This window comes from Thalassorhabdomicrobium marinisediminis (assembly GCF_003072065.1).
Taxonomy (GTDB): domain Bacteria; phylum Pseudomonadota; class Alphaproteobacteria; order Rhodobacterales; family Rhodobacteraceae; genus Octadecabacter; species Octadecabacter marinisediminis.
Window position 1 is genome coordinate 293,214 of sequence record NZ_QCYG01000006.1, and the last position, 20,194, is coordinate 313,407.

The following is a 20,194-nucleotide window of genomic DNA, read 5'->3' on the forward strand; positions in this document are numbered from 1 at the left end:
GCGAAGGGGCTAGTCTATCCCCGCGATGATCGCGCGCAACGTCTCGATGCCGTCGCCCTTTTCCGAGGATGTCAGGACCAGCTCGGGATAGGCCGAGGGGAACTGTTGCAGCTTGCCGCGCACCTGTTCGAGGACCTTGTCCAACTCGCCTTTCTTCAGCTTGTCGGTCTTGGTCATGACACACTGGAACGTCACCGCAGCCGAAGCCAGCAGCGACATGATCTCTTCGTCGACGGGCTTGATCCCGTGGCGGGCGTCGACCAGCACGAAGGCGCGGCGCAGGGTGACGCGCCCGCGCAGGTAGTTCTTGAGCAGCCGTTGCCATTTCTCCACCACCGCAAGCGGCGCATTGGCATAGCCGTAGCCCGGCAGATCGACGAGGTAGTGGCTCTCACCCACGGTGAAATAGTTGATTTCCTGCGTGCGCCCCGGCGTGTTCGACGCGCGCGCCAGCCCTTTGCGGCCTGTCAGGGCATTGATCAGGCTGGATTTGCCCACGTTGGACCGTCCGGCAAAGCAGACCTCGGGGCGGTCGGGGTCGGGCAGGCCGTCCATGGCGACGACGCCTTTGACGAACTCGGTCTCGCCGGCGAACATCTTGCGCCCCGCTTCGCGCATCTCGTCATCAGGCGCTGCGGCCTCAGGGAAGGGAAGTTGCATTCAAAGCACCTCTGCTGCATCGCCGACGGCCACGGGGCCGTCCTGTGTCACCACCGCATATACACCGAAATTCTGATGTCCGAAGCCGGTTTTCAACACGCTGATGGTGTCAACGTCGCGATCGCCGGACGCCGGGTTGGCCGCCGTGTGCAGACAGCGCCGGATCGGTTCGCGCACTTCAAGCGTGGCACCGCCGATGCGGATCGTCTTGCCGATCCACTGCTCTTCTGCCCAGGGGGCAAGCCCGTCCAGCCAGATGTTGCCGCGCCAGCGTTCCTGTTCAAGCGGCGCGCCATGGGCCTGCTCCACGGCGGCGTGACTGGTGCGGTTCATGAGCGAGATCGAAGGGAAAGCGCTGTCGGTCATACCGCGCCCCTCGGCCTTGACGATGGCGGCAGGCATGTCGCGCTCGGGCGGGCAAAGCGGCGTCACCCAGTCAAGGAACAGGTGTTCTTCGGTGTCGGGATCGAAAGTCACCGACCCGATGTCTTGGTGCCGCAGGGTCAGCCGGCCGGTGGCTTCGTCCAGTTCGGCCCAGATGCCCGCCAGCGTGGGCGTCAGCGTGCCGATCATGAAGTTCCGGCACATGGCCCAGTTTTCACCGTCGAACTTCGTGCGCTCGTGCACCACCGCCCAATGCCGGTCCCACGGCAGGCACTTGCCCGCCGCGAGATGGGTCGCGTCAATCGCTTCGCGCCCGTGGCTTTTGATCGGGTGTCGCCAGATCTGCGCGACGGTCCCCATCACTCGGCGTCCGGCTTCCGGCGTCCGGTGATGTTGCCGAACAGGTCCGGTTTGAACCCCTGCGACCGCATGATTGCGTACTGCTGCATGAAGGTGATCGTGTTGTTCGCGATCCAGTAGAGCACAAGCCCGCTGGCGAAGCTGCCCAGCATGAACATGAACACCCATGGCATCCAGGCAAAGATCATCTTCTGCGTCGGGTCCGTGGGGGCCGGGTTCAGCTTTTGCTGCAGCCACATGGAGACCCCGAGCACAATCGGCATCACCCCGATGAAGACCAGCGACAGGAAGCTTTCGGGCGCAGGCGCATCCCAGGGCAGCAGCCCGAACAGGTTGAACAGCGACGACGGGTCCGGTGCGCTCAGGTCGTTGATCCAGCCGATCCAGGGCGCGTGGCGCAACTCGATGGTGACGAAGATCACCTTGTAGAGCGAGAAGAAGATCGGAATCTGCATCAGGATCGGCAGACAGCCCGAGGCCGGGTTGACCTTGTTGTCCTTGTAAAGCGCCATCATGCCCTTTTGCAGCTTCTCGCGGTCGTCACCGGCGCTTTCCTTGAGCTTTTGCATCTCGGGCTGAAGCTCACGCATCTTGGCCATCGAGACGTAGGATTTGTAGGCCAGCGGCAACAGCAGCGCTTTGATCAGGAAGGTCAGCGCGATGATCGACCAGCCCATGTTGCCGATCAGCCCGTTGAGCCAGTGCAGAACGGCGAAGATCGGCTTGGTCAGGAAGAAGAACCAGCCCCAGTCGATGCTGTCGAGGAAACGGTCGATGCCCAGATCGTTCTGGTAGCTGCGGATCACTTCCCATTCCTGCGCACCGGCGAAGAACGCCGAGCTTGCGGCCAGCGTCTCACCGGCGGGAACCGTCATCATCGGATAGACGGTCTCGATCTGGTAGATGTCATTGACCGACTTCGCGGTCGAGCGGAACTCGCGCCCCGGGGTGGGGATCAGCGCGGTCATCCAATACTGGTCGGAAAAGCCGATCCAGCCGTTCTCGGCGACTTCGACGCGGCCTTCCTCGGTGGTCAGGTCTGGCATGTCGTCGTAGTCGATTTCTTCCATCGAGCCATCGGACATCCGCACGACACCTTCGTGCTGGATGAAGAAGCCGATCTGATCCGGCTCTCCGTGGCGGGCGACGATGCCGTAGGGGCGCAGGGCGACTTCGCTGCCGGTGGTGTTCTCGACCGATTGTGTGACCGTGAACAGGAACTCGTCATCGACCGAGAAGGTCTTGCGGAAGGTCAGACCCGCGCCATTGTCCCAAGCCAGCGTGACGTCCGAGCCGGGCGACAGGCTCTCACCGGATTCCACGGTCCATTGCGTAGAGGGGCCGGGCACCTGCTCGCGCGTGGCGCCGACCGAGGGGACCCAGCCGTGCAGCGCGTAATAGGGCGCCGCCGTGCCGACAGGGGCCAGCAGGCGGACAAGGTCCGCGTCGGGCTCAAGGGTTTCGCGGTAGCCCTTGAGGCTCAGATCGTCGATGCGTCCACCCATGAGCGAAAGAGAACCGGTCAGGCTGGGGCTGTCGATGGCGACGCGCTCGGTCTGGCCGATGGCGTCCTCGACGGCTTCGGGGGCCAGAAGCGACGGGTTCGGCACATCGTCGGGGGCGTCCGCCTCAACCTCGAGCACGGTGCCATCGGCAGCGACCACGACGTCGGGTTCGACCGCATCCTCAACCGGGGGCGGCGGGAACAGAACGAACCATGCCAGGATCACCAGGAAGCTGAGCGCTGTTGCGAGGATGAGATTCTTGTTCTGGTCGTCCATTGAGAGCCGCCTGAAACTGCCATTGAAATATCAGGCTGGTTCAATAGGTCGCGACCCCAAAGGTCAAGCGGTTTTCCCTTGTTTTGCACAAGTGTCGCGCGCGGCAGCGCCGTGGCGCTGGCGGCGGTCCGCCCCCGGCGATATCGGGGCGGGCAATCAGGCGGCGTCGTCGGACCCGTCGGTGTCGCGCAGGGACAGGCCTGCGAAATCGAACAGCTTCGGGTCCAAAAGGTGCGAGGGCCGGGCATTCATGAGCGCGCGGAACATGATGTTGCGCCGCCCCGGCGTGTTGCGTTCCCAGCCGTCCAGGATCGCCTTGACCTGCTGCCGCTGCAATCCGTCCTGAGAACCGCAAAGGTCGCAGGGGATGATCGGGTAACCCATTGCCGTCGCAAAAGATTCGCAGTCCGCCTCCGCAACATGGGCCAGCGGGCGATACACGAACAGATCCCCCTCTTCGTTGACCAGTTTCGGCGGCATTGTCGCAAGCCGTGCGCCGTGGAACAGGTTCATCATGAAGGTTTCGAGGATGTCGTCACGGTGGTGGCCAAGAACGACCGCCGAGCAACCTTCCTCGCGCGCGATACGGTAGAGGTTCCCCCGCCGCAGACGCGAACACAGCGCGCACATGGTGCGGCCGGCGGGCACCTTGTCCATGACGATGGAGTAGGTGTCCTGATACTCGATTCGATGCGGCACGCCCATCTCTTCAAGAAAGGCGGGCAGCACCGTCGCCGGGAAGTTCGGCTGCCCCTGATCGAGGTTGCAGGCCAGCAGATCGACGGGCAGAAGGCCGCGCCACTGAAGCTCGTGCAGGACGGCCAGCAGCGTGTAGCTGTCCTTGCCGCCAGACAGGCACACCAGCCACTTTTGCCGCGGGCCGTCGTTGACCATGCCGTAGGCCGCAATCGCCTCGCGCGTGTTTTGCACGATGCGTTTGCGGAGTTTCTTGAACTCGGTGGTCTTCGGGGCGCCGTGGAACAGCGGGTGGATATCGTCGGCGTCATCTCGCATGGGCGCGGCAATACAGTCCTGCAGGCGACCGGACAAGACCCGAAGCGCTTGCCGCCCGCGCCCGTTGCATTAGGTGTCGTGGGGAAGAAAACCGCGGGGGACGGGATGCAGCGACTGCACGATTTGTGGACCTATATCCGAGCGCATATCGAGATTGCGTCGCTCGTGATCCTTGGCCTGGCGATCAGCCTGTTCTGGCTGCTGGCCGAACTCGTCGAAGAGGTGGTCGAGGGCAGCACCACGGCGCTGGACCGCGATATCTTGCTGCTGTTGCGCAATGCGGGCGACCTGTCCGACCCGATCGGCCCGTGGTGGCTGGAAGAGATGGGCCGCGACCTTACCGCGTTGGGTGGTGTGGCGGTGCTGACCCTTCTGACGGTCGTGGTCGGCGTTTATTTCGCGCTGCGGATGCGTTTCGCGCAGGCACTTTATCTGTGGGTCGCTGTCGGCGGCGGGATCCTTCTTTCGAGTTTCGCCAAGAATTTCTTCGACCGCGCGCGCCCCGACCTCGTGCCCCATGGCTCGCTTGTCCACACCTCGAGTTTTCCGTCCGGCCATTCGATGATGGCGGCGGTTTGTTACCTGACGCTGGGCGTCTTGCTGGCGCGGGCGCAGCCCTCGGCCCGGATGCGGTTCTATGTGATGACCGTGGCGATCCTGATGACGCTATTGGTGGGGATCAGCCGCGTCTATCTGGGGGTGCATTGGCCCACGGACGTGGCCGCAGGCTGGCTCGGCGGCGCGTTCTGGGCGGTGCTGTGCTACATGGGCACGCGCTTGATCTCGTGGCGCTCGGCGGTCCGGCGCGGCCGGATGGGCGAGGGGGGTGAGCGCTAGTCGGGCACGTTGTCGATGCCCGAGCCGCCCCATGGATTGCACCGCAGCACCCGCCGGACGGTCAGCGCCGTGCCCTTGACGCCGCCATGTTTGCGCAAAGCTTCCATCGCGTAGGCGGAACAGGTCGGATGGAAGCGGCATCCGTGGCCGACCCAGGGCGAGAACACCAATCTGTAGAACCGGATCGGCAATGAGGCCAGAAAGGCGAGGGGGGTCATGCGCCCGCTCATCGCATCTTGCCAAGCGCCTTGGCAAAATCCGCGCGCAAAGCATCGAAGTCGCGCGTGGCGGTGACGTCTTTCTTACCGATCAGCACATAATCATGGCCGGGCTTGGCAAGCGCAGGCAGGTCAAGGCGCGCAACCTCACGCAGGCGGCGTTTGGCACGGTTGCGGGCCACCGCGTTGCCGACCTTTTTGGAGCAGGTGAAGCCCACGCGCACACGCGGATCGCCGTCGCCCCGGTCGCGCATCTGCACGATCAGGCCGGGCGCGGTCTGATAGCGGGCCTTCGACGCGGCGACGAAGTCCCCCCGCTTGCGCATCACCTCAAGACGCGGAAAAACCGCCGCGAGCGATGCTCCGGCGGTTTCGGCTTTGTCAACGTGCGAAGTCATGCGACCCCGCGCCGCGCTCAGGCGCTCAGCGACTTGCGGCCCTTGGCGCGACGTGCGTTGATGATGTTGCGGCCGGCTTTGGTGGCCATACGGGCGCGGAAACCGTGACGGTTCTTGCGAACGCGGTTGGATGGCTGGAATGTGCGCTTCATGGCGTCTCTCCGGTTGTGATGGCGAACCCGATACGGATTCGAGCCTTGTTGTATCTCGAAGCCCGTCTCATAGGGGGGGCGGGCCAGCCTGTCAACGCAACTGGCGCGGAAAATCCGGCCCGGGGGCGGTTTTCCCGCGCTGTGTCCTGCCAGAGCCCGCGCAGGGCTGCAACAATTGACGTGAAACGCTCACCCCGGATCAATGCAGCGTGAGCTTGGCGCATTTACGGTTCCGTGCGGGCGTCTGCAACGTCCATCTGGCAAAGCCACCAAAAAGCCAAAGGCGCACCCGATGACCGATACGACCCATGCCAGCCAAATCCTCAGACGTCTGCCCATCATCCTGATCGGCGTCGTCGCGGTGTTGGGCGCGTTTTTCTTTCGCGATTCGCTCAGCTTCGACGCGCTGGCGCAGAATCGCGAGGCATTGCTTGCCTTTCGCGACAGCCATTACTTCTTGGCCGCGCTGGGCTTCGTGGCGCTTTATGCAGTTATCGTGGCCTTCAGCCTGCCCGGGGCCACGATCATGACCCTGACCGGGGGCTTCTTGTTCTCGCTCTTTCCCGGTGCGCTGTTCAACGTCGTTGCGGCCACCCTTGGCGCGGTTGCGATCTTTCTGGCGGCGCGCTGGGGTTTCGGCGCGCAGATGGCCCGACGGCTTGAAGGCTCGGACGGGCTGGTGCGCAAGATCAAGGACGGCATCGACGAGAATCAGTGGTCGATGCTGTTCCTGATCCGTCTGGTGCCGGCGGTGCCGTTCTTTCTGGCCAATCTCATCCCGTCGGTCGTGGGCGTGTCGCTGTTCCGCTTCGCGGTCTCGACCTTTCTGGGCATCATTCCCGGTGCCGTGGTCTATACGTCGGTGGGGGCAGGGCTGGGCGAGGTCTTCGCCGCAGGCGAGACCCCGGATCTTGGCGTGATCTTCGAACCGCATATTCTGCTGCCGATTCTCGGGCTTTGTCTGTTGGCTGCCCTACCTGTTCTGCTCAAAACTTTACGCGGCAAGAAAGGTCTTTAACTCATGTCCCGGATCAAGACGGATATCTGCATCATCGGCGCCGGCTCGGGCGGGCTGTCCGTCGCCGCAGGGGCCGCCCAGATGGGGGCCGATGTTGTGCTGCTCGAAGGGCACAAGATGGGGGGCGATTGCCTGAATTACGGCTGCGTCCCGTCGAAGTCGCTGATCGCGGCGGGCAAACGAGCCCATGCCATGGCGCACACGGGCGACCTTGGCATCGCGCCGGTCGATCCGGATGTCGACTTTGCCGCCGCCAAGGATCACGTCGACCGCGTCATCGCCACCATCGCCCCCGTCGACAGTCAAGAGCGTTTCGAAAGCCTCGGCGTCAAAGTGATCCGCGCCTTCGGGACCTTCATCAGCCCAACCGAAGTGCAGGCCGGCGACACGGTGATCGAGGCGCGGCGCTTCGTCGTGGCCTCGGGCTCCAGCCCTCTGGTGCCGCCCATCGATGGTATCGACGGCGTGACCGTTCACACGAACGAGACGATCTTCGATCTGCGCGAGCGGCCCGAGCACCTTATCATCATCGGCGGTGGTCCCATCGGGATGGAGATGGCGCAGGCGCATGTGCGGCTGGGCTGCAAGGTCACGGTGATCGAAGGCAGCACGCCGTTGAACAAGGACGATCCGGACCTCACCGCGGTGGTTCTGGCGCAATTGAAGTCCGAAGGCATCGAGATTCTTGAGCAGGCCGAGGCGGAGCGGATAAGCGGAGAGGGCGACCGGATCACGGTTCACACGGCCAAGGGGGATGTCACTGGCTCGCATCTGCTGATGGCTGTGGGGCGCCGCGTGAACGTGGGCGACCTCGCCCTCGACAAGGCCAATGTGAAGTGGAGCAAACAGGGCGTTGAGGTGGGGCGCGACCTGCGCTCGGTCAGCAATCGCCGCGTCTATGCGGTGGGCGATGCGGCGGGCGGGCTGCAGTTTACCCATGTTGCGGGCTATCACGCGGGCGTCGTGATCCGCTCGATCCTGTTCGGCCTGCCCAGCAAGCAGCGCACCGACCATATCCCCTGGGTCACCTATACCGATCCCGAACTCGCCCAGGTCGGCCTGACCGAGGCGCAGGCCCGCGAGACACACGGCGACAAGCTCGAAGTGGTGCGATTCCACTACGACGAGAATGACCGCGCCATCGCCGAAGGCAAGACGACAGGCTTCATCAAGGTCATGGTGGTGCGCGGCAAGCCAGTCGGCGCGTCCATCGTTGGCGCCATGGCGGGTGAACTGATCGGGATGTGGGCCATGGCCATCGCCAATGAGATGAAAATGTCGGCCATCGCCAACACGGTTTTGCCCTATCCGACCGTTTCTGAGATTAACAAACGCGCGGCGGGGGCGTATTTTAGCCCACGGCTGTTCGAAAGCAGCCTTGTGAAACGGGTGGTTGGCTTTGTCCAGCGGGTGATCCCCTGAAGGAAAGACCGGAATGATCAACTCCCTCTCTGGGCGCTTCCTGATGCTCACCACGATCTTCGTGCTGATCGCGGAGCTGCTGATCTTCGTGCCCTCGGTCGCGCGCTTTCGAGAGGATTATTTCCTCGACCGCCTGGAACGCGCGCAGATCGCATCGCTCACCCTGCTGGCCGACGACATGATCACGCCTGAGCTTGAGCAGGAGTTGCTTTGGAACGCGGGCGTCTTCAACGTCGTGCTGCGCCGGGACGAGGTGCGCCAGCTGGTCCTTTCCTCGCCGATCCCGTCTCCGATCCACAAGACCTTCGACATGCGCGACCCTTCAGCCTGGAGGCTGATCCGCGACGCGCTATTGCGGCTGGTCGACCGCGAGCAGCGGGTGATCCGGGTGATCGGCAATCCGGTGCAGGACGGCGGCTTGCTGATCGAGATCACGCTGGACACCCAACCCCTGCGCACGGCCCTGATCGACTACGGCATCCGCATTCTTCTGCTGTCCGCCGTCATCTCGGTGATTACCGCGCTGCTGCTGTTTCTTGCGGTGCGGCGGGTCATCGTCAAACCCATCAAGGGCGTCGTCGAGCACATGCGCGCCTATGCACAGGCCCCCGAGGATGCCCGCCGGATCATCACCCCCAACGCAGGCGTCACTGAATTGCGCGAGGCGGAGCAGGCACTGGCCAGCATGCAGACGCAGCTCACCTCGGCGCTCCGACAGAAAGAGCGCTTGGCCCAGCTCGGCAGCGGCGTGAGCAAGATCAGCCACGACCTGCGCAATATCCTGACTTCGGCGGTGCTGTTCACCGACCGGATTGAGACCTCGAAAGACCCGGCCGTGCGACGGCTCGCGCCGAAACTGGTGAATTCGATCACGCGGGCGGTGAACCTGTGCGAAAGCACGCTGGCCTTCGGCCGCGTCGATGAGCCTGCGCCGGTCCTCAGCCGAATCCTGTTGTCGGACGTGGTTGACGATGTGGTCGCCGGAGAGCGTCTGTCCATCGGGGATGAGGATATCAGCCTGACCGTCGATATCCCCACCGGTATGACCCTGCGTGCGGACGGAGAGCAGCTTTACCGCGTGCTGGGCAATCTGGTGCGCAACGCGCGGCAGGCGATATCAGCCACAGGCAAGGGGGGGGAGGTTTCGATCTCCGCAAGTGAGGACGACAGCGTCTGGACCATCGCCGTGGCCGACACCGGTCCGGGTCTGCCCGCCAAGGCGCGTGAGCATCTGTTCGAGGCGTTTCAGGGGGGCACGACGCGCGGCGGCTCGGGGCTGGGGCTGGCCATCGCCGCAGAACTGGTGCGCGGCCACGGGGGGCGGCTCGAGCTGGACCACACCGGAGAGGACGGAACACGGTTCTGCATTTCCCTGCCGAAACATGACCTGACACTTTCCTCACAAAACTCGTAGTTTGCCCCTTGCATTGCCGCAGCACTGCAGATAAATCCGCCCGCAGTGGACCGATAGCTCAGCTGGATAGAGTACCTGACTACGAATCAGGGGGTCGGGGGTTCGAATCCTCCTCGGTCCGCCATTTTCTCTCCGTAAGTGATTGATGTGTCATAGGGTTTTCTCTCTCGCTGCGGCAAGGTACCTTTTGGGGTACCATTTGGATTTATTTGCCGGATTGCTCGTAGGCCAGAAGTGAGCCAGGCGAGTTCAGCAGTTCATCGATTCTCATCATGTTCAATTCTCGCTTTACCAGCAAGGCTTCCGAAAGACGCACCAACATGCCTTTGTGTTCGGCCAGCAACTTCCGCGCCTGTGCTTCCGCCGCCTTCAAACGATGATTGATCACCTGCCGCCGCGTTTCGCTCAAGCTATGCCATTGGGACGTCGCCATCGGCGTGTAGATCAGGCTGCTCTCCCCAAGTCCCCACTGATATTCCTGCGCGATCAGTAGCGCTGTTGCGCGTTCCAGGTCGCTTTGCTGGCCGGAGCCAGACCCGGAGGAGATATCGCCGATCAGGAGCAGTTCTGCGGCGCGGCCCGCCATGAGGCAGACGAGTTCTGCTTTGATGATATCGGCGGTGTAGCTCGGTTGGGCAGGGCGCAAGACCTCGCCGCCGGTGGGGGTGATGCGAGCCCGAACGGGCAGGGGAATATCGAGGACAGCGGCGGCCACGATGTGCCCGGCCTCATGGGCAGCGATCCGGCGGAGATGCTTTGCGCAGACCGGCAGGGCGTGGTCTGCAACGGTCTGGTGCAGGTGATCCGCGGTCACGGATGTGCGCGCCCGTCGCGCGCGGGCCTTTGCGTCGCGGGCGATGTGGGCGAGGTCCGCGCCGGACTTGTCAAGAAGGCCGTTGATCGCGGAAGCCTCGATGGCGAACTCCGGGCCGAGGTGATGCGCCAGGATATCTCGGACACCGGACTTGTCCGGCAGCGGCACGGCGAGTGTCTGATCGAAGCGCCCCTCCCGCAGGATCGCCGGGTCGATGTGGTCCAGGTGGTTCGTTGCGGCCACGACAATAACGCCCTCGGCCGCGTTCAGCCGGGTGAGCTCTTGCAGAAGGTCATTAATCACCGCTGTCATATAGCGGCTCAACTTCGAACCCGGATCGCGGGTTCGCGTGCCGAAGCTGTCGAGCTCGTCGAAGAAGATCACCGAAGGTGCGCGCGTCACGGCCTCGGCCACCACGGCGGCCATCGCCTTCAGGTAGTCGCCGAGGTGGCCTGCCGCTTGCAGGTCGGTGTAGGACGTGGCGATGAAGTGCGCCCCCGCCGATCCGGCGAGCGCTTCGGCCAGCATGGTCTTGCCCGTGCCCGGTGGGCCATGCAGCAGGACGCTGGCGCTGACGTCCTCCCAGCGGACGCGGCCCGCCTTCCAGTCGGACAGGTCTGCGATGATATGCTGCAGACGCCCGCAGATATCGGGCAGGCCCTTCACGTCATCGAGTGTCAGGGGCGGATCGGAGGTAGCGAAGGTCGCTGTATGTTGCGCCAATCGATGCGCCACGGCCTGCGGCTTTGCCGCGCGGAAGGCGTGGCAGATCAGGCTTTCGGGCAGCGCTCGCAGTGCGGCCTCGGGCGGCAGAAGGAGGGCGATCTCGTCACGGTCCGCCGGCCCGGTTGCGCCGTGGGTCAATGCCACGAGATCAAGAACCATCGCAGTGGTCAGTTGCGACAGCGTAAACGAACCTGTCAACACCGCGCGCGCGATGTCCGGGATCGCCTGGGCGCTGTCGCAAAGCAGCAGCGCGCTGTCTCCGTCCGCGATGGCTTGACTGACCTCAGTCTCGAAGCTGCGCTTCAGCTCGGCAGCAGATCGGCTGCGACCTCTGGGCGGAGAGGAACTGATCACCCGCAGGTCGTCAACGCCCACCCCTGCAAGCGCGGGGAGGGCGTGCAGCGCCTCGGTCAGATCGATGAACGTCTCCGAGACCCGCTCCAACCGCTGTGGCTCCGGGATGATTAAGACATGGACCGCCCCGGGTGCGGTGAGGCGCGCGACGGCGTCGGGGGAAGTGAAGACCTGCAACAGCTCGATCGCTGTCAACAGCGAGGGGAGGGGCAGGTAGCTCGGAAACGTGCCTTTTGCTGCTGGAATGGTGGCAGCAGGCATGCCACCCACCCTATTGGCGGGCACCGACATATCTGCCGTCGGAGATTTGCCCGTGTCGGGAGGTGGCAGGGGCCGAGGATCCGGCTCCCTCGGCGCGGGGCAGACCCCACCCGGGATGGCCCGGGCGATCACACGCTGCAGGACGTCTGCGGCGAAATCATCAGAGGTGGTGGATGGGGACCAGTGGTTCGAAGGCGTCATGGGCATTCATCCAGTGCAAGGGTGTGGTGAAGGTGATGGGGGCCGACGCCATCAGTCCGGCTCGAGGTCCGGTTCTTCAGGATCTGATGTCGTATCCTTTCTGGCCTCGGCTTCGATCTCGTCCATGAGAGACAGAAGGAACTCCAGGGCCTCGATCTCGTAGATTTCCGACTTGGTATTGATCTGGCCCGCGAACTCCTCGGGTGGCACGACCCACTCCGGGTGCTCTGTCCGCATGGTGCGGTGCGCGCGCTTCTCGGCCACCAAGGCGGCATGCCCGGTCTTCATGTCGATGGCCCGCAAGACCTCGCCGGTGTCGCGCGCGGCGGGCCCCAACTGCTGGAGCAGCCGCCGCTCGGGATCGGAGCTGTGGCCCAGCTTGAGCACGGGCCGATCCACCAGTTCGATCCGGAAGAGATAGATGCGCGCCCCCCGGCCCAACAGCCGATAGCCCTTTTGCTTTGCGATCCTGTGCCAATGCGGCAGGATGGAGTCGTCTCGCGACGTCTCTTGCGCAGGGCGTGGTGCCCGATCCGCGGCACGGCGACTGCGCCGTTTGGGGCAGGGCGCGTCCCCCCGACGGAGGCTACGGAAAGGTAAGGGGAGGGCAGGACTCTTGGGCCCGCGGCTGCGAGGGGATGAAGACATGGTCTGTTCCTTTGGAAGATTGTGGGAAGGAAGGGGGTGACCGACACCGCCGGTCACGAGGGCAGGTCAGTGAAGCGGTTTGGCGGGCGGCACCCCGAAGCGGTGGGCCTGGATCTCGAGCAAGGTGTCGAGCAGGGTGAGGGCCTCCATCATCTGGCTGCGGCACAGCGTGCCGTCGGGCACTGCGTAAGCCGTGCGGCAGGCGAAGCGAAACACCTCAAGCATGGTGTCGACCGTGCAGGTCTCCCAATCGAGCACCGTGAAGATCAGCTGCGCCATCTGGGCGCGGGGATCTGCCGGTTTCTCAGCAGACTGACCTCCATGAGATTGGGCAAAGCGAGACGCCTGCTGCTCCGCGAGCATCCAGATGAGCAGGCTTTCGTCCGACAAGACGGGCGGCGCATCAGGCGGTGTCAGATAGAACAAAGGCGTTTGCGCCTGAAGGGCAAGATCCAGTGCGGTGAGAACATGGGCAAAGGCGGTGGCGCGCGCAGGCGCGGGGGAATGGGTCATGACGACCTCCGAGGACAATGAGGGAATGCGGGGGGTCTGGGGCCGCGGGCAACTCAATGGAGCCAACCCGCGACTGAGAGCAGGAGCGCAGGCTCGCTCGCGCGGTCAGTGCGACCGCGCGGCTGCCGCGACCGCGAATCCGGCGGGGCTGAACCGCGCGGTGTCGCCGAGAAGCAGATACATCAGCTCAGCGGTCCGGCCGAATTGCTCTGCACGTGGGTCCCATTCGTAGAAATCAGGAAACCGGGGCGTGCTCCAGCTCGCCATATCCAGCATGGTGTCGGCGACGGACTGATGGTGGTCCCGTTGCGCCTCATCCGTCTTGAGCAGCTGATACAGCGCATAGGCCAGCTCACCGAAAAAGTGATGCTGCGCCAAGGCGGTCTGGTGGAACCCGTCAAGCGTTTCCCGAAGCTGAGGCCAGGCCCGAAACGAAGGATCGGCGATGGCGGCTTCGATCATGCACAGAACGGCGTCGCGCTGGCCGGGGAGGGATTTGGCGTATCGGGCCGAACGCGTTTGAGCCGTCGGCAACACCGTGATATTGGAACCGGTAGTCATAGGGATCTCCTTCATAGATCGCTGTGGTTAGGGTGGGGTGTGAGTTGCCGCTCACGTCCCATCCGCACTGTTGCGATATCGATATCGATATCGCAATCATTATTTTGCAAGGCAGTGCATTTTTCTTCTGGATGCGGATGCGAAGGGGAGAGACGGGTGCTACGCATGTGAAGCTTGATGCTCGGAGGAAGATGAAGATGGCGCCCCCCAAACGAGATACCACCGGTGTCCTGGTGCGACTGCATGCCAACACGCTGAACGGGTTGGACGATATGATTGCCAAAGCTGGTAAGGACTGGTCGCGGCCAGAAATGATACGCCGAATATTAAAGGAACGGCTCACCGAAGAGGGCTACGACGTTCGAGAGTGGGTCGATTAACGTGGGTCGTTCGATGATACCCACCTGGAGTAAGAAGAGTGAATCCTTGACCAGCGCGGAGTGAAACCAGAGCCGTGAGACCATCATAGCCCTTCAGGAAGTCGATAGGCTTCGTCATCACCAAGACACGCACGCCCTGCGATGGCATCGGCATAGCAACGCCTCCAGCGCGTAGGCGATCTCCCCCATTCGCGCGACGGGGATGTCATGCGCACGTTCGATCACGACAGATCCCCGCACGATCCGGAAGAGGGCCGCCTGCGATGCGACCTCCGATTGCGCTCCCTCCTCGGCAACTTGAAGACGACCAGAGGCGCAAAGACAGGTCAGTCAACTGCGGCTGCCAGTAGCGCAAGTTTGCTTTGCTTGGCCTCTCGACGCCCGGCCGAGAGTTGATTCGACAGAATGCCAGGTTGCTCCGCGACGAAATTCACTGTCGCGTCCGCATCCAAGGTCAGCAACGTAGGGCGAGATAGCGCTCACAGAGAACCCACCACCAGCATATTTCAAAAGCTACACTTCATTCCAATCTGACACGGCAGCAAGAATGGAATGGAGAGCGTATTTGTTAGTACAGCGCGGCAGCAAGAAGTAAATCAAATCGCAAACGATATACTTGCGGGCAATATATCATTCACTGACGCGACGCGCTAAGGCTGGAGGGGAAATGAAGTAGCGATACAAGTTACAAATTGCCATTTCTTCGCTGGTATTTAATGTAGTCTGTTACTGTAAATGCCGCTGCAAAGAAAAGAGGATTTGAAAGCATGTGGCTCGCCGATACTTGAGCATCCGAAATAATAAATAAGCTATACATGATCAAGGTATTCATCGCGACGGAGCCACGAACTTCATTACGAAAATAGGAACTCAAGTAACGGTAAGTCATGATCAAGTAACGAATGACTGCGAGATAAAAGAGCCCGGTCAATAGAATCCCTCCTTTAAGTAACAGGTAGAAGAACAAAAAGTGAATGTAGCGTACCGTAGAAAGTGATTGATGAGTACTTAAAATTGCAACGTCGAGTGAAGATGTCATATCGATCGATGCCCCGAAACCGAACCCGAACAGAGCAGATATGACTCCTCCCTCCCGAATCTGATCCAAGACTTGATTGGCTTCAAAAATACGTTGAGCGGACGACATATCGAATGTTCGACTCTGCCAATTCAACTGCGAGAAAAATAGGTTTAGCTTCCTGTACAAGCCAGTTTCAAAAATTAAGTCTGGCGCGAACAGAAAAACAGTCAAGCCAATAGCGGCAGTGAGTGCAGAGAACTTCCAAAAACTACGTTTCCTTAAAAAGGACATTCTAAGGGTGAAGAGCAGAATAAACATGACTGAAAGAAAAACGCTCTTCCCATAAAGCGACGAAAACACCGCCGCCCCTGCCAGGAGATAGAGAGCGGATTTCTCAATAGTACGACGGCTTATCGCTCCTGACATAAGTAAAAAAAGAAGCAGAAATCCAGCATATGAAAATTGTAACTTAACACCGATTGCCACGGTAATTGCTGAAATGATCGCGACAGGCCACAGCCATGACGTGACTACCTCAGAGCTTCTATCGGGCCGAGGTCGAGTGATGAAGACCAGTAGAATGAAGAAAGCCTGCATCGCCTCCGTAAGAATGAACGATGCGCTATTGCCGTTAACAATTGCTAAAAGAAACAGTAGAACACAGAGGAAACCGAAGGGCGCGACCCTCGCGATGTCAGATGTTCGTATTGGGATCCGGTAAACAATAAGGAGAAGGACGACGGCGCCAACGAAAAGAAATCCGACTCTTTTTGAGTAATTGTCCACGATAAAGATATTGTTGGACGAGAGGAAGATCATGCCTACGAGCGAGCTTGAGATCAAGAATGCAAGAAGTAGGATTCCTTGGGCGTGTAGCTTCATCGCGTTGAGAGCCAGTAACGTTGTTGCATTGCAATACGGGCGAGCAACATGACAACAGCGAATGCGGCCGTGTAAGCGAAGAATCCAAGTACGGGAGAGATGACAAATAATATAATTAGAATCTCAACGAGTGTTACGGGTGAGCTAACGACGCCATACCTTGCTCTCCACTGCTGATAGCGGTTGCCTTCCTCTGGACCAGGATCTGTGGCTCGTACAGGGTGCCATCTGCGAATCGATTCAATGTCGCCGCTCTTTGCAAAATTTTGTATTTCATGAACTTGGATATTATATCGGCTCTCGAAGCCAAAGAGAAATAAAAATACGAGCAATGAGGCGGCAAAGATTGCGATATCGCTGCTGAGCTGTGAATAACATAATGCGACCGCAACGCTACTGAACACTATTCGATCAACCGCAATATCCAACCACGCGCCGTATTCTGATCGAAGCCCCTTCAGCCGTGCCAGCTTTCCATCAATCGCGTCAAGCGTATAGCTAATTAAATAAAGCAATGCGCCCAAGACGATGTAACCAACTGCATAGGACCATGCAGACATAAGGCCGGCGAACAGTGACAGAATGGTTAGGTGGTTTGGTGTGAGGTTGGTATGATTAGCGACGAATCGTGTAGTCGGGATGGTCACATACTTCAACACGAAGATATTGAACCACGGTTCGTTCCCGTGAAAACACCGCGAGACTTGTTGTTCTGTAAATTTCATAGTGAGGTGCCTACCGGTTTAGTTCGCGTAGCGATCGCGAAATAGAGGACATTTAGGAGAATGTGTACCGTTATCGTGGAATAAATAACGCCATACACGCCTTTGTGAGGGATAAGAATCAGGTTCATTGTGACTCCAACTACGATTGCCGCACCCATCGCAGCGAGACGTTTGAAGAAAAATCCTTCAAGAAGAATGCGAATGCCGATAGGCGCCCCAATGAATCTCAAGACAATTAAGGGCAACAGGAGAACGACATACTGCTTTGAGTTTGTGTGGTCTCCCGAAAACAACACGTCAATAACGAATCCACTCAGCAAGTATGTCATCCCGGCGAATATCAAGGATAGGCACAGCATAACGACCATCGAATTTCGGAACGTTTGCAAATAGCCTGTGCGATCCTGTTTATACTGTTGTGACATGCGAGGAAGCATTAAATGATTGAATATCTCAGGTGCGATCATCGTTAGTAATACGATACGGAATGCAAGCTGATACTCTCCAACATCACCATAGCCCAAGTAAATTTGAATAAGAAATAGGTCGATATATAGATAGGCAAAGGAAAAAATTGTGACGCCGGAAATTGGGATAAGATCGAGCATAGTTCTCCTGAATTGCTCAACCGGCTGCCCGGTTTGATCCCCGACGCCATTATCCATCAAGAAATATAGAGTCGAATAAGATAGGCTAAATAGGCGGGCGACGAGTATCGCAGTTGAGAGCGTGTTTATATTGGCTCGGTCAATTGCGTATAGCGAGGCTATCAGTAGGAGAAGAGAAGCATTGCCGATGGTTACGCCATAAGATTCTACTTTGTAGTTTCGGAAGGATCGGTAATAAGATGCTATAAACAGGAAAAATGACTGCGCTATTGCACTTAGGCAAAGAACGCTGAATACAAAGGTGGATTCGGGATAGAAAAGTAGTATGACGCCCATCACCAACAGACTAGTGCCTATGGTAGCAAGTATCTTAATGCGCAAGAGCGTCATGACGAGGTTCTTCGGTGGCCGAGCTCCGTAACTCGCAATGATGATTTTCTGGTTTATCCCAAACTCTGAGGCGATCAGGGTAAACTGAGCCAGAATAAGTCCAAGGGACAATTTCCCAAAGTCCGATATAGAAATCAAGTTTACGCAGATCAAGATGGCTGCAGGAAATACAAAAAATTTCTGCGTTTGAATGATTATTACATTCAGAGTGTCATTGGATTTTGAGTCTCTCAAAACCTCATTCCGTTCTCAAGTTTTCAAGCGTCTTGTTGATCAGCGTTGAGGAAGTTTTGTTTGTGTATGGGAAATAGATCACCTTGACATGCCGATCCGCCAGTTGCGTCTCGACCGAGTCCCACTTATCGGTTTTGTACCAATCATCACCTACAAACATTATGTCGAACTTGTAGCGATCATGCGCGTCAAGCTTGTCCATTGTCTCTTGTGGAACAACCAGATCTACGTGTTTACAGTTCGCAACAACTTCTTTTCGATCTTCAAAGGTGATGACAGGCTGTTTGTTCTTATACCAAACGAGCTCGTCGGTGGAGACACCAACGATAAGTTTGTCACACATTGCCTTCGCGTTCCGGAGCAGCCTGACATGTCCGACATGAAAGAGATCAAAAACTCCTGTTGTATACCCAATTACCATTCTAGTACCTCTAAGTTCAATTTTTGAAAGTATTTATACTCGTTTATCTTGTTCACACCCCCAAATGTCGCGCTGAATCCAATTTTCTTCCGCTCAATAGCTCCGTGCAGGCCGAGTCTTTCGCAATACTTGCGAAGGGGTATTTTTGATTCGGTTGCAGATATTTTCAGTGCTGCGGGGCGTCGGTATAGATAATCTGCGAGTGAACTATAAACGAATGGGACACGCGCTTCTTTCGAAGCCGCCATGGATGCAAAATCCATCCGCCGGAGAAGTCCAGGTAAGTGGAAATCCCAGAAGAAGTCCTCAACAAACTCATTCGTTGTTTTGCCGGCCTTCAGTCGCACGATATACTCTATAAAGCGTTCTGTTGGAGCCACGTCTTCGGAGTAGCCATAGCGGCGCAGGAAACTCGCGGCGCCTTGCCATTGATCAGCGAGGCTCCATCTGAAAATTCCATCATAGCCGAAGAGGAGCTCGTCCGCACCCTCGCCGGTGAGAACAACTTTTTCTTTGGGCTCCATCGCTTTACACACATTATATATCAGACCCTCATTCGGAACCGACAATGGTTCCCCCCGAAGTTTGATAAGGTGACGCCAAGTGTCCTCCACGCCGTCGCTATCTGCAATAATTTGTCGCAAATCAATATCAGCGACGGCCGCACTGTCCTGAGCGCCTGCAAATTCATTATTTTCGCGACTGCCAATTGTGTAGGCACGATGCACTGAAGAGAGTTGGGCGACAACGGCACTGTCCATGCCACCGCTCAGTAGCGATACGTTTGAAACATCGCTCATTTCGTGGGCGACGATACTTTGTTTCAGAAGCTCTTCGAACTCTTCTTGGCAATAGGTGCTCTCACTTTGTGTTAATTGGTAATACCTTTCTGGATTTCTTTGTGACCCCTGGTGAAAGTGCGCAATCGGAAATTCTTTTAGACCTTTAAAAAAGCTAAAGCCCGGCATCGGTCTTCTCGCGATTTGCCACTCGGCAATAGATTCTTGATCGATGTCGAGCTTCAAAAGCCTGGCAATTACTCCAGGTTCAGAACCCATCACCGTACAGTCGTCGGTTTCGAATATATAAAGCGGCTTGATTCCGAACCGATCGCGTGCGGCGAACCACTCCTTCTTGAACTTATCATAGATGACGAACGCGAACATGCCCTGGAGCAGTTCGGTGATCTTTGCCCCTAATTTTTGATATCCCAACAAGATTACTTCAGTATCGGACGTGGTCTGACATGGAAGTTGCAGCTGTTTGCGGATTTCATTTTGATTGTAGATTTCACCATTATAGGCGATTGTATAGCGACCGCATTGTGTCTGCATAGGCTGGTTTGACCGCGCAAACGGATCGACAATTGAAAGCCTGTTGTGGCCGATCAGAACGCCGTCGTCGTTATATTCAATTGTCCGTTTTGAATCTGGACCGCGCCAGGATTGCGAGTCCAGCGCCGCTTCGAATGCCTCGTTTGTGACGATGGGCTTTCTTTGCAATGCAAATAGAAATCCACACATGCTCACTTCCAATCTCTTGTTTTAACACGTCTCGTCCGCACATCGCCTTAACCTTCATAAATATAGGTTTTACAGTGGAACATCGTGCTCTCTACCTCGTTTCCCTACCGTGCGAAATAGCGCGCTGATATATTCCTATGGTCAAATTGGTCTCTATCGGCCTGTTTCACCCCTCCAGCGCCACGGGCACGCTGAGCCCGTGTTCGGCGAGGAGGGCGGAGCGGCGGGCGGATTTGAGGTCTTCTCGGACCATTTCGGCGCACATTTCCTGCAC

General features: G+C 58.7%; 21 protein-coding genes and 1 tRNA gene. 6 read left to right on the forward strand and 16 right to left on the reverse strand.

Going from position 1 to position 20,194, the window contains the following annotated elements:
* Positions 1 to 9: 9 nt before the first annotated feature.
* The 4 genes from yihA to ttcA all read right to left on the reverse strand — a co-directional run bounded on the left by yihA (position 10) and on the right by ttcA (position 4,199).
* On the reverse strand, positions 10 to 660 hold the full coding sequence (gene yihA, locus DC363_RS11225) for a ribosome biogenesis GTP-binding protein YihA/YsxC (protein WP_108641243.1): 651 nt from the start codon (positions 658 to 660) through the stop codon (positions 10 to 12).
* On the reverse strand, positions 661 to 1,404 hold the full coding sequence (locus tag DC363_RS11230) for an MOSC domain-containing protein (protein WP_108641244.1): 744 nt from the start codon (positions 1,402 to 1,404) through the stop codon (positions 661 to 663).
* Positions 1,404 to 3,185, reverse strand: a complete 1,782-nt coding sequence (yidC, locus tag DC363_RS11235) for a membrane protein insertase YidC (protein ID WP_108641245.1) — start codon at positions 3,183 to 3,185, stop codon at positions 1,404 to 1,406. The genes DC363_RS11230 and yidC overlap by 1 nt, the downstream gene beginning before the upstream one ends.
* A gap of 156 nt (positions 3,186 to 3,341) precedes the next feature.
* Positions 3,342 to 4,199, reverse strand: coding sequence for a tRNA 2-thiocytidine(32) synthetase TtcA (ttcA, locus tag DC363_RS11240; RefSeq protein WP_108641246.1), 858 nt, complete (start codon positions 4,197 to 4,199; stop codon positions 3,342 to 3,344).
* A 105-nt stretch (positions 4,200 to 4,304) separates the two neighbouring features.
* Between ttcA and DC363_RS11245 the strand changes: the two genes are divergently transcribed.
* Positions 4,305 to 5,036, forward strand: a complete 732-nt coding sequence (locus DC363_RS11245; RefSeq protein ID WP_108641279.1) for a phosphatase PAP2 family protein — start codon at positions 4,305 to 4,307, stop codon at positions 5,034 to 5,036.
* On the opposite strand, the gene yidD is transcribed toward DC363_RS11245, so the two are convergent.
* The 3 genes from yidD to rpmH are packed head-to-tail and all read right to left on the reverse strand — an operon-like array spanning position 5,033 to position 5,804.
* On the reverse strand, positions 5,033 to 5,254 hold the full coding sequence (gene yidD, locus DC363_RS11250) for a membrane protein insertion efficiency factor YidD (protein WP_108641280.1): 222 nt from the start codon (positions 5,252 to 5,254) through the stop codon (positions 5,033 to 5,035). The genes DC363_RS11245 and yidD overlap by 4 nt on opposite strands.
* Before the next feature lie 8 nt (positions 5,255 to 5,262).
* Positions 5,263 to 5,652 (reverse strand): ribonuclease P protein component, encoded by a 390-nt coding sequence (rnpA, locus tag DC363_RS11255; RefSeq protein WP_108641247.1) that lies wholly within the window; start codon positions 5,650 to 5,652, stop codon positions 5,263 to 5,265.
* 17 nt (positions 5,653 to 5,669) lie between these two features.
* Positions 5,670 to 5,804, reverse strand: a complete 135-nt coding sequence (gene rpmH, locus DC363_RS11260) for a 50S ribosomal protein L34 (protein ID WP_108641248.1) — start codon at positions 5,802 to 5,804, stop codon at positions 5,670 to 5,672.
* A 292-nt stretch (positions 5,805 to 6,096) separates the two neighbouring features.
* On the opposite strand from rpmH, the gene DC363_RS11265 reads away from it, so the two are divergent.
* From DC363_RS11265 to DC363_RS11280, 4 genes are all read left to right on the forward strand, one after another.
* Positions 6,097 to 6,822: a TVP38/TMEM64 family protein gene (locus DC363_RS11265; RefSeq protein WP_108641249.1), complete on the forward strand. Its 726-nt coding sequence runs from the start codon at positions 6,097 to 6,099 to the stop codon at positions 6,820 to 6,822.
* Positions 6,823 to 6,825: 3 nt separating this feature from the next.
* Positions 6,826 to 8,244, forward strand: a complete 1,419-nt coding sequence (locus tag DC363_RS11270; RefSeq protein ID WP_108641250.1) for a dihydrolipoyl dehydrogenase family protein — start codon at positions 6,826 to 6,828, stop codon at positions 8,242 to 8,244.
* A 13-nt stretch (positions 8,245 to 8,257) separates the two neighbouring features.
* Positions 8,258 to 9,658 (forward strand): sensor histidine kinase, encoded by a 1,401-nt coding sequence (locus DC363_RS11275; RefSeq protein ID WP_108641251.1) that lies wholly within the window; start codon positions 8,258 to 8,260, stop codon positions 9,656 to 9,658.
* A 47-nt stretch (positions 9,659 to 9,705) separates the two neighbouring features.
* Positions 9,706 to 9,782 (forward strand) — tRNA-Arg (locus tag DC363_RS11280).
* Positions 9,783 to 9,863: 81 nt separating this feature from the next.
* On the opposite strand, the gene DC363_RS11285 is transcribed toward DC363_RS11280, so the two are convergent.
* The 4 genes from DC363_RS11285 to DC363_RS11300 all read right to left on the reverse strand — a co-directional run bounded on the left by DC363_RS11285 (position 9,864) and on the right by DC363_RS11300 (position 13,736).
* Complete coding sequence (locus DC363_RS11285) at positions 9,864 to 11,843, reverse strand: AAA family ATPase (protein ID WP_158270870.1); 1,980 nt, start codon at positions 11,841 to 11,843, stop codon at positions 9,864 to 9,866.
* 222 nt (positions 11,844 to 12,065) lie between these two features.
* On the reverse strand, positions 12,066 to 12,455 hold the full coding sequence (locus tag DC363_RS11290; protein WP_108641253.1) for a hypothetical protein: 390 nt from the start codon (positions 12,453 to 12,455) through the stop codon (positions 12,066 to 12,068).
* 273 nt (positions 12,456 to 12,728) lie between these two features.
* Entirely contained in the window at positions 12,729 to 13,175 is a 447-nt protein-coding gene (locus tag DC363_RS11295; protein WP_108641254.1) for a hypothetical protein, read from the reverse strand.
* Positions 13,176 to 13,280: 105 nt separating this feature from the next.
* Entirely contained in the window at positions 13,281 to 13,736 is a 456-nt protein-coding gene (locus DC363_RS11300) for a hypothetical protein (RefSeq protein ID WP_108641255.1), read from the reverse strand.
* Between the two features lie 44 nt (positions 13,737 to 13,780).
* On the opposite strand from DC363_RS11300, the gene DC363_RS17160 reads away from it, so the two are divergent.
* On the forward strand, positions 13,781 to 14,116 hold the full coding sequence (locus DC363_RS17160) for a hypothetical protein (protein WP_241962979.1): 336 nt from the start codon (positions 13,781 to 13,783) through the stop codon (positions 14,114 to 14,116).
* Positions 14,117 to 14,801: 685 nt separating this feature from the next.
* Here DC363_RS17160 and DC363_RS11310 read toward each other — a convergent pair.
* From DC363_RS11310 to asnB, 5 genes are read right to left on the reverse strand one after another with little or no spacing between them, the layout of a single operon-like run.
* Positions 14,802 to 15,956, reverse strand: a complete 1,155-nt coding sequence (locus tag DC363_RS11310) for a hypothetical protein (RefSeq protein WP_146180781.1) — start codon at positions 15,954 to 15,956, stop codon at positions 14,802 to 14,804.
* A gap of 59 nt (positions 15,957 to 16,015) precedes the next feature.
* A complete protein-coding gene (locus DC363_RS11315) occupies positions 16,016 to 16,744 on the reverse strand; it encodes a CDP-alcohol phosphatidyltransferase family protein (protein WP_108641257.1) in 729 nt (242 codons plus the stop codon).
* Complete coding sequence (locus DC363_RS11320) at positions 16,741 to 17,976, reverse strand: MATE family efflux transporter (RefSeq protein ID WP_108641258.1); 1,236 nt, start codon at positions 17,974 to 17,976, stop codon at positions 16,741 to 16,743. Before DC363_RS11320 ends, DC363_RS11315 begins: the two co-directional genes overlap by 4 nt.
* Before the next feature lie 4 nt (positions 17,977 to 17,980).
* Complete coding sequence (locus DC363_RS11325) at positions 17,981 to 18,397, reverse strand: FAD synthase family protein (protein WP_108641259.1); 417 nt, start codon at positions 18,395 to 18,397, stop codon at positions 17,981 to 17,983.
* Entirely contained in the window at positions 18,391 to 19,920 is a 1,530-nt protein-coding gene (gene asnB, locus DC363_RS11330; protein ID WP_108641260.1) for an asparagine synthase (glutamine-hydrolyzing), read from the reverse strand. Before asnB ends, DC363_RS11325 begins: the two co-directional genes overlap by 7 nt.
* Positions 19,921 to 20,194 lie beyond the last annotated feature (274 nt).

Bases quoted from the DNA above. Each gene is read 5' to 3' on its own strand.
- yihA (WP_108641243.1), bottom strand. From the start codon at position 660: ATGCAACTTCCCTTCCCTGAGGCCGCAGCGCCTGATGACGAGATGCGC.
- DC363_RS11230 (WP_108641244.1), bottom strand. From the start codon at position 1,404: ATGGGGACCGTCGCGCAGATCTGGCGACACCCGATCAAAAGCCACGGG.
- yidC (WP_108641245.1), bottom strand. From the start codon at position 3,185: ATGGACGACCAGAACAAGAATCTCATCCTCGCAACAGCGCTCAGCTTC.
- ttcA (WP_108641246.1), bottom strand. From the start codon at position 4,199: ATGCGAGATGACGCCGACGATATCCACCCGCTGTTCCACGGCGCCCCG.
- DC363_RS11245 (WP_108641279.1), top strand. From the start codon at position 4,305: ATGCAGCGACTGCACGATTTGTGGACCTATATCCGAGCGCATATCGAG.
- yidD (WP_108641280.1), bottom strand. From the start codon at position 5,254: ATGACCCCCCTCGCCTTTCTGGCCTCATTGCCGATCCGGTTCTACAGA.
- rnpA (WP_108641247.1), bottom strand. From the start codon at position 5,652: ATGACTTCGCACGTTGACAAAGCCGAAACCGCCGGAGCATCGCTCGCG.
- rpmH (WP_108641248.1), bottom strand. From the start codon at position 5,804: ATGAAGCGCACATTCCAGCCATCCAACCGCGTTCGCAAGAACCGTCAC.
- DC363_RS11265 (WP_108641249.1), top strand. From the start codon at position 6,097: ATGACCGATACGACCCATGCCAGCCAAATCCTCAGACGTCTGCCCATC.
- DC363_RS11270 (WP_108641250.1), top strand. From the start codon at position 6,826: ATGTCCCGGATCAAGACGGATATCTGCATCATCGGCGCCGGCTCGGGC.
- DC363_RS11275 (WP_108641251.1), top strand. From the start codon at position 8,258: ATGATCAACTCCCTCTCTGGGCGCTTCCTGATGCTCACCACGATCTTC.
- DC363_RS11285 (WP_158270870.1), bottom strand. From the start codon at position 11,843: ATGTCGGTGCCCGCCAATAGGGTGGGTGGCATGCCTGCTGCCACCATT.
- DC363_RS11295 (WP_108641254.1), bottom strand. From the start codon at position 13,175: ATGACCCATTCCCCCGCGCCTGCGCGCGCCACCGCCTTTGCCCATGTT.
- DC363_RS11300 (WP_108641255.1), bottom strand. From the start codon at position 13,736: ATGACTACCGGTTCCAATATCACGGTGTTGCCGACGGCTCAAACGCGT.
- DC363_RS11310 (WP_146180781.1), bottom strand. From the start codon at position 15,956: ATGATCTTCCTCTCGTCCAACAATATCTTTATCGTGGACAATTACTCA.
- DC363_RS11315 (WP_108641257.1), bottom strand. From the start codon at position 16,744: ATGAAATTTACAGAACAACAAGTCTCGCGGTGTTTTCACGGGAACGAA.
- DC363_RS11325 (WP_108641259.1), bottom strand. From the start codon at position 18,397: ATGGTAATTGGGTATACAACAGGAGTTTTTGATCTCTTTCATGTCGGA.
- asnB (WP_108641260.1), bottom strand. From the start codon at position 19,920: ATGTGTGGATTTCTATTTGCATTGCAAAGAAAGCCCATCGTCACAAAC.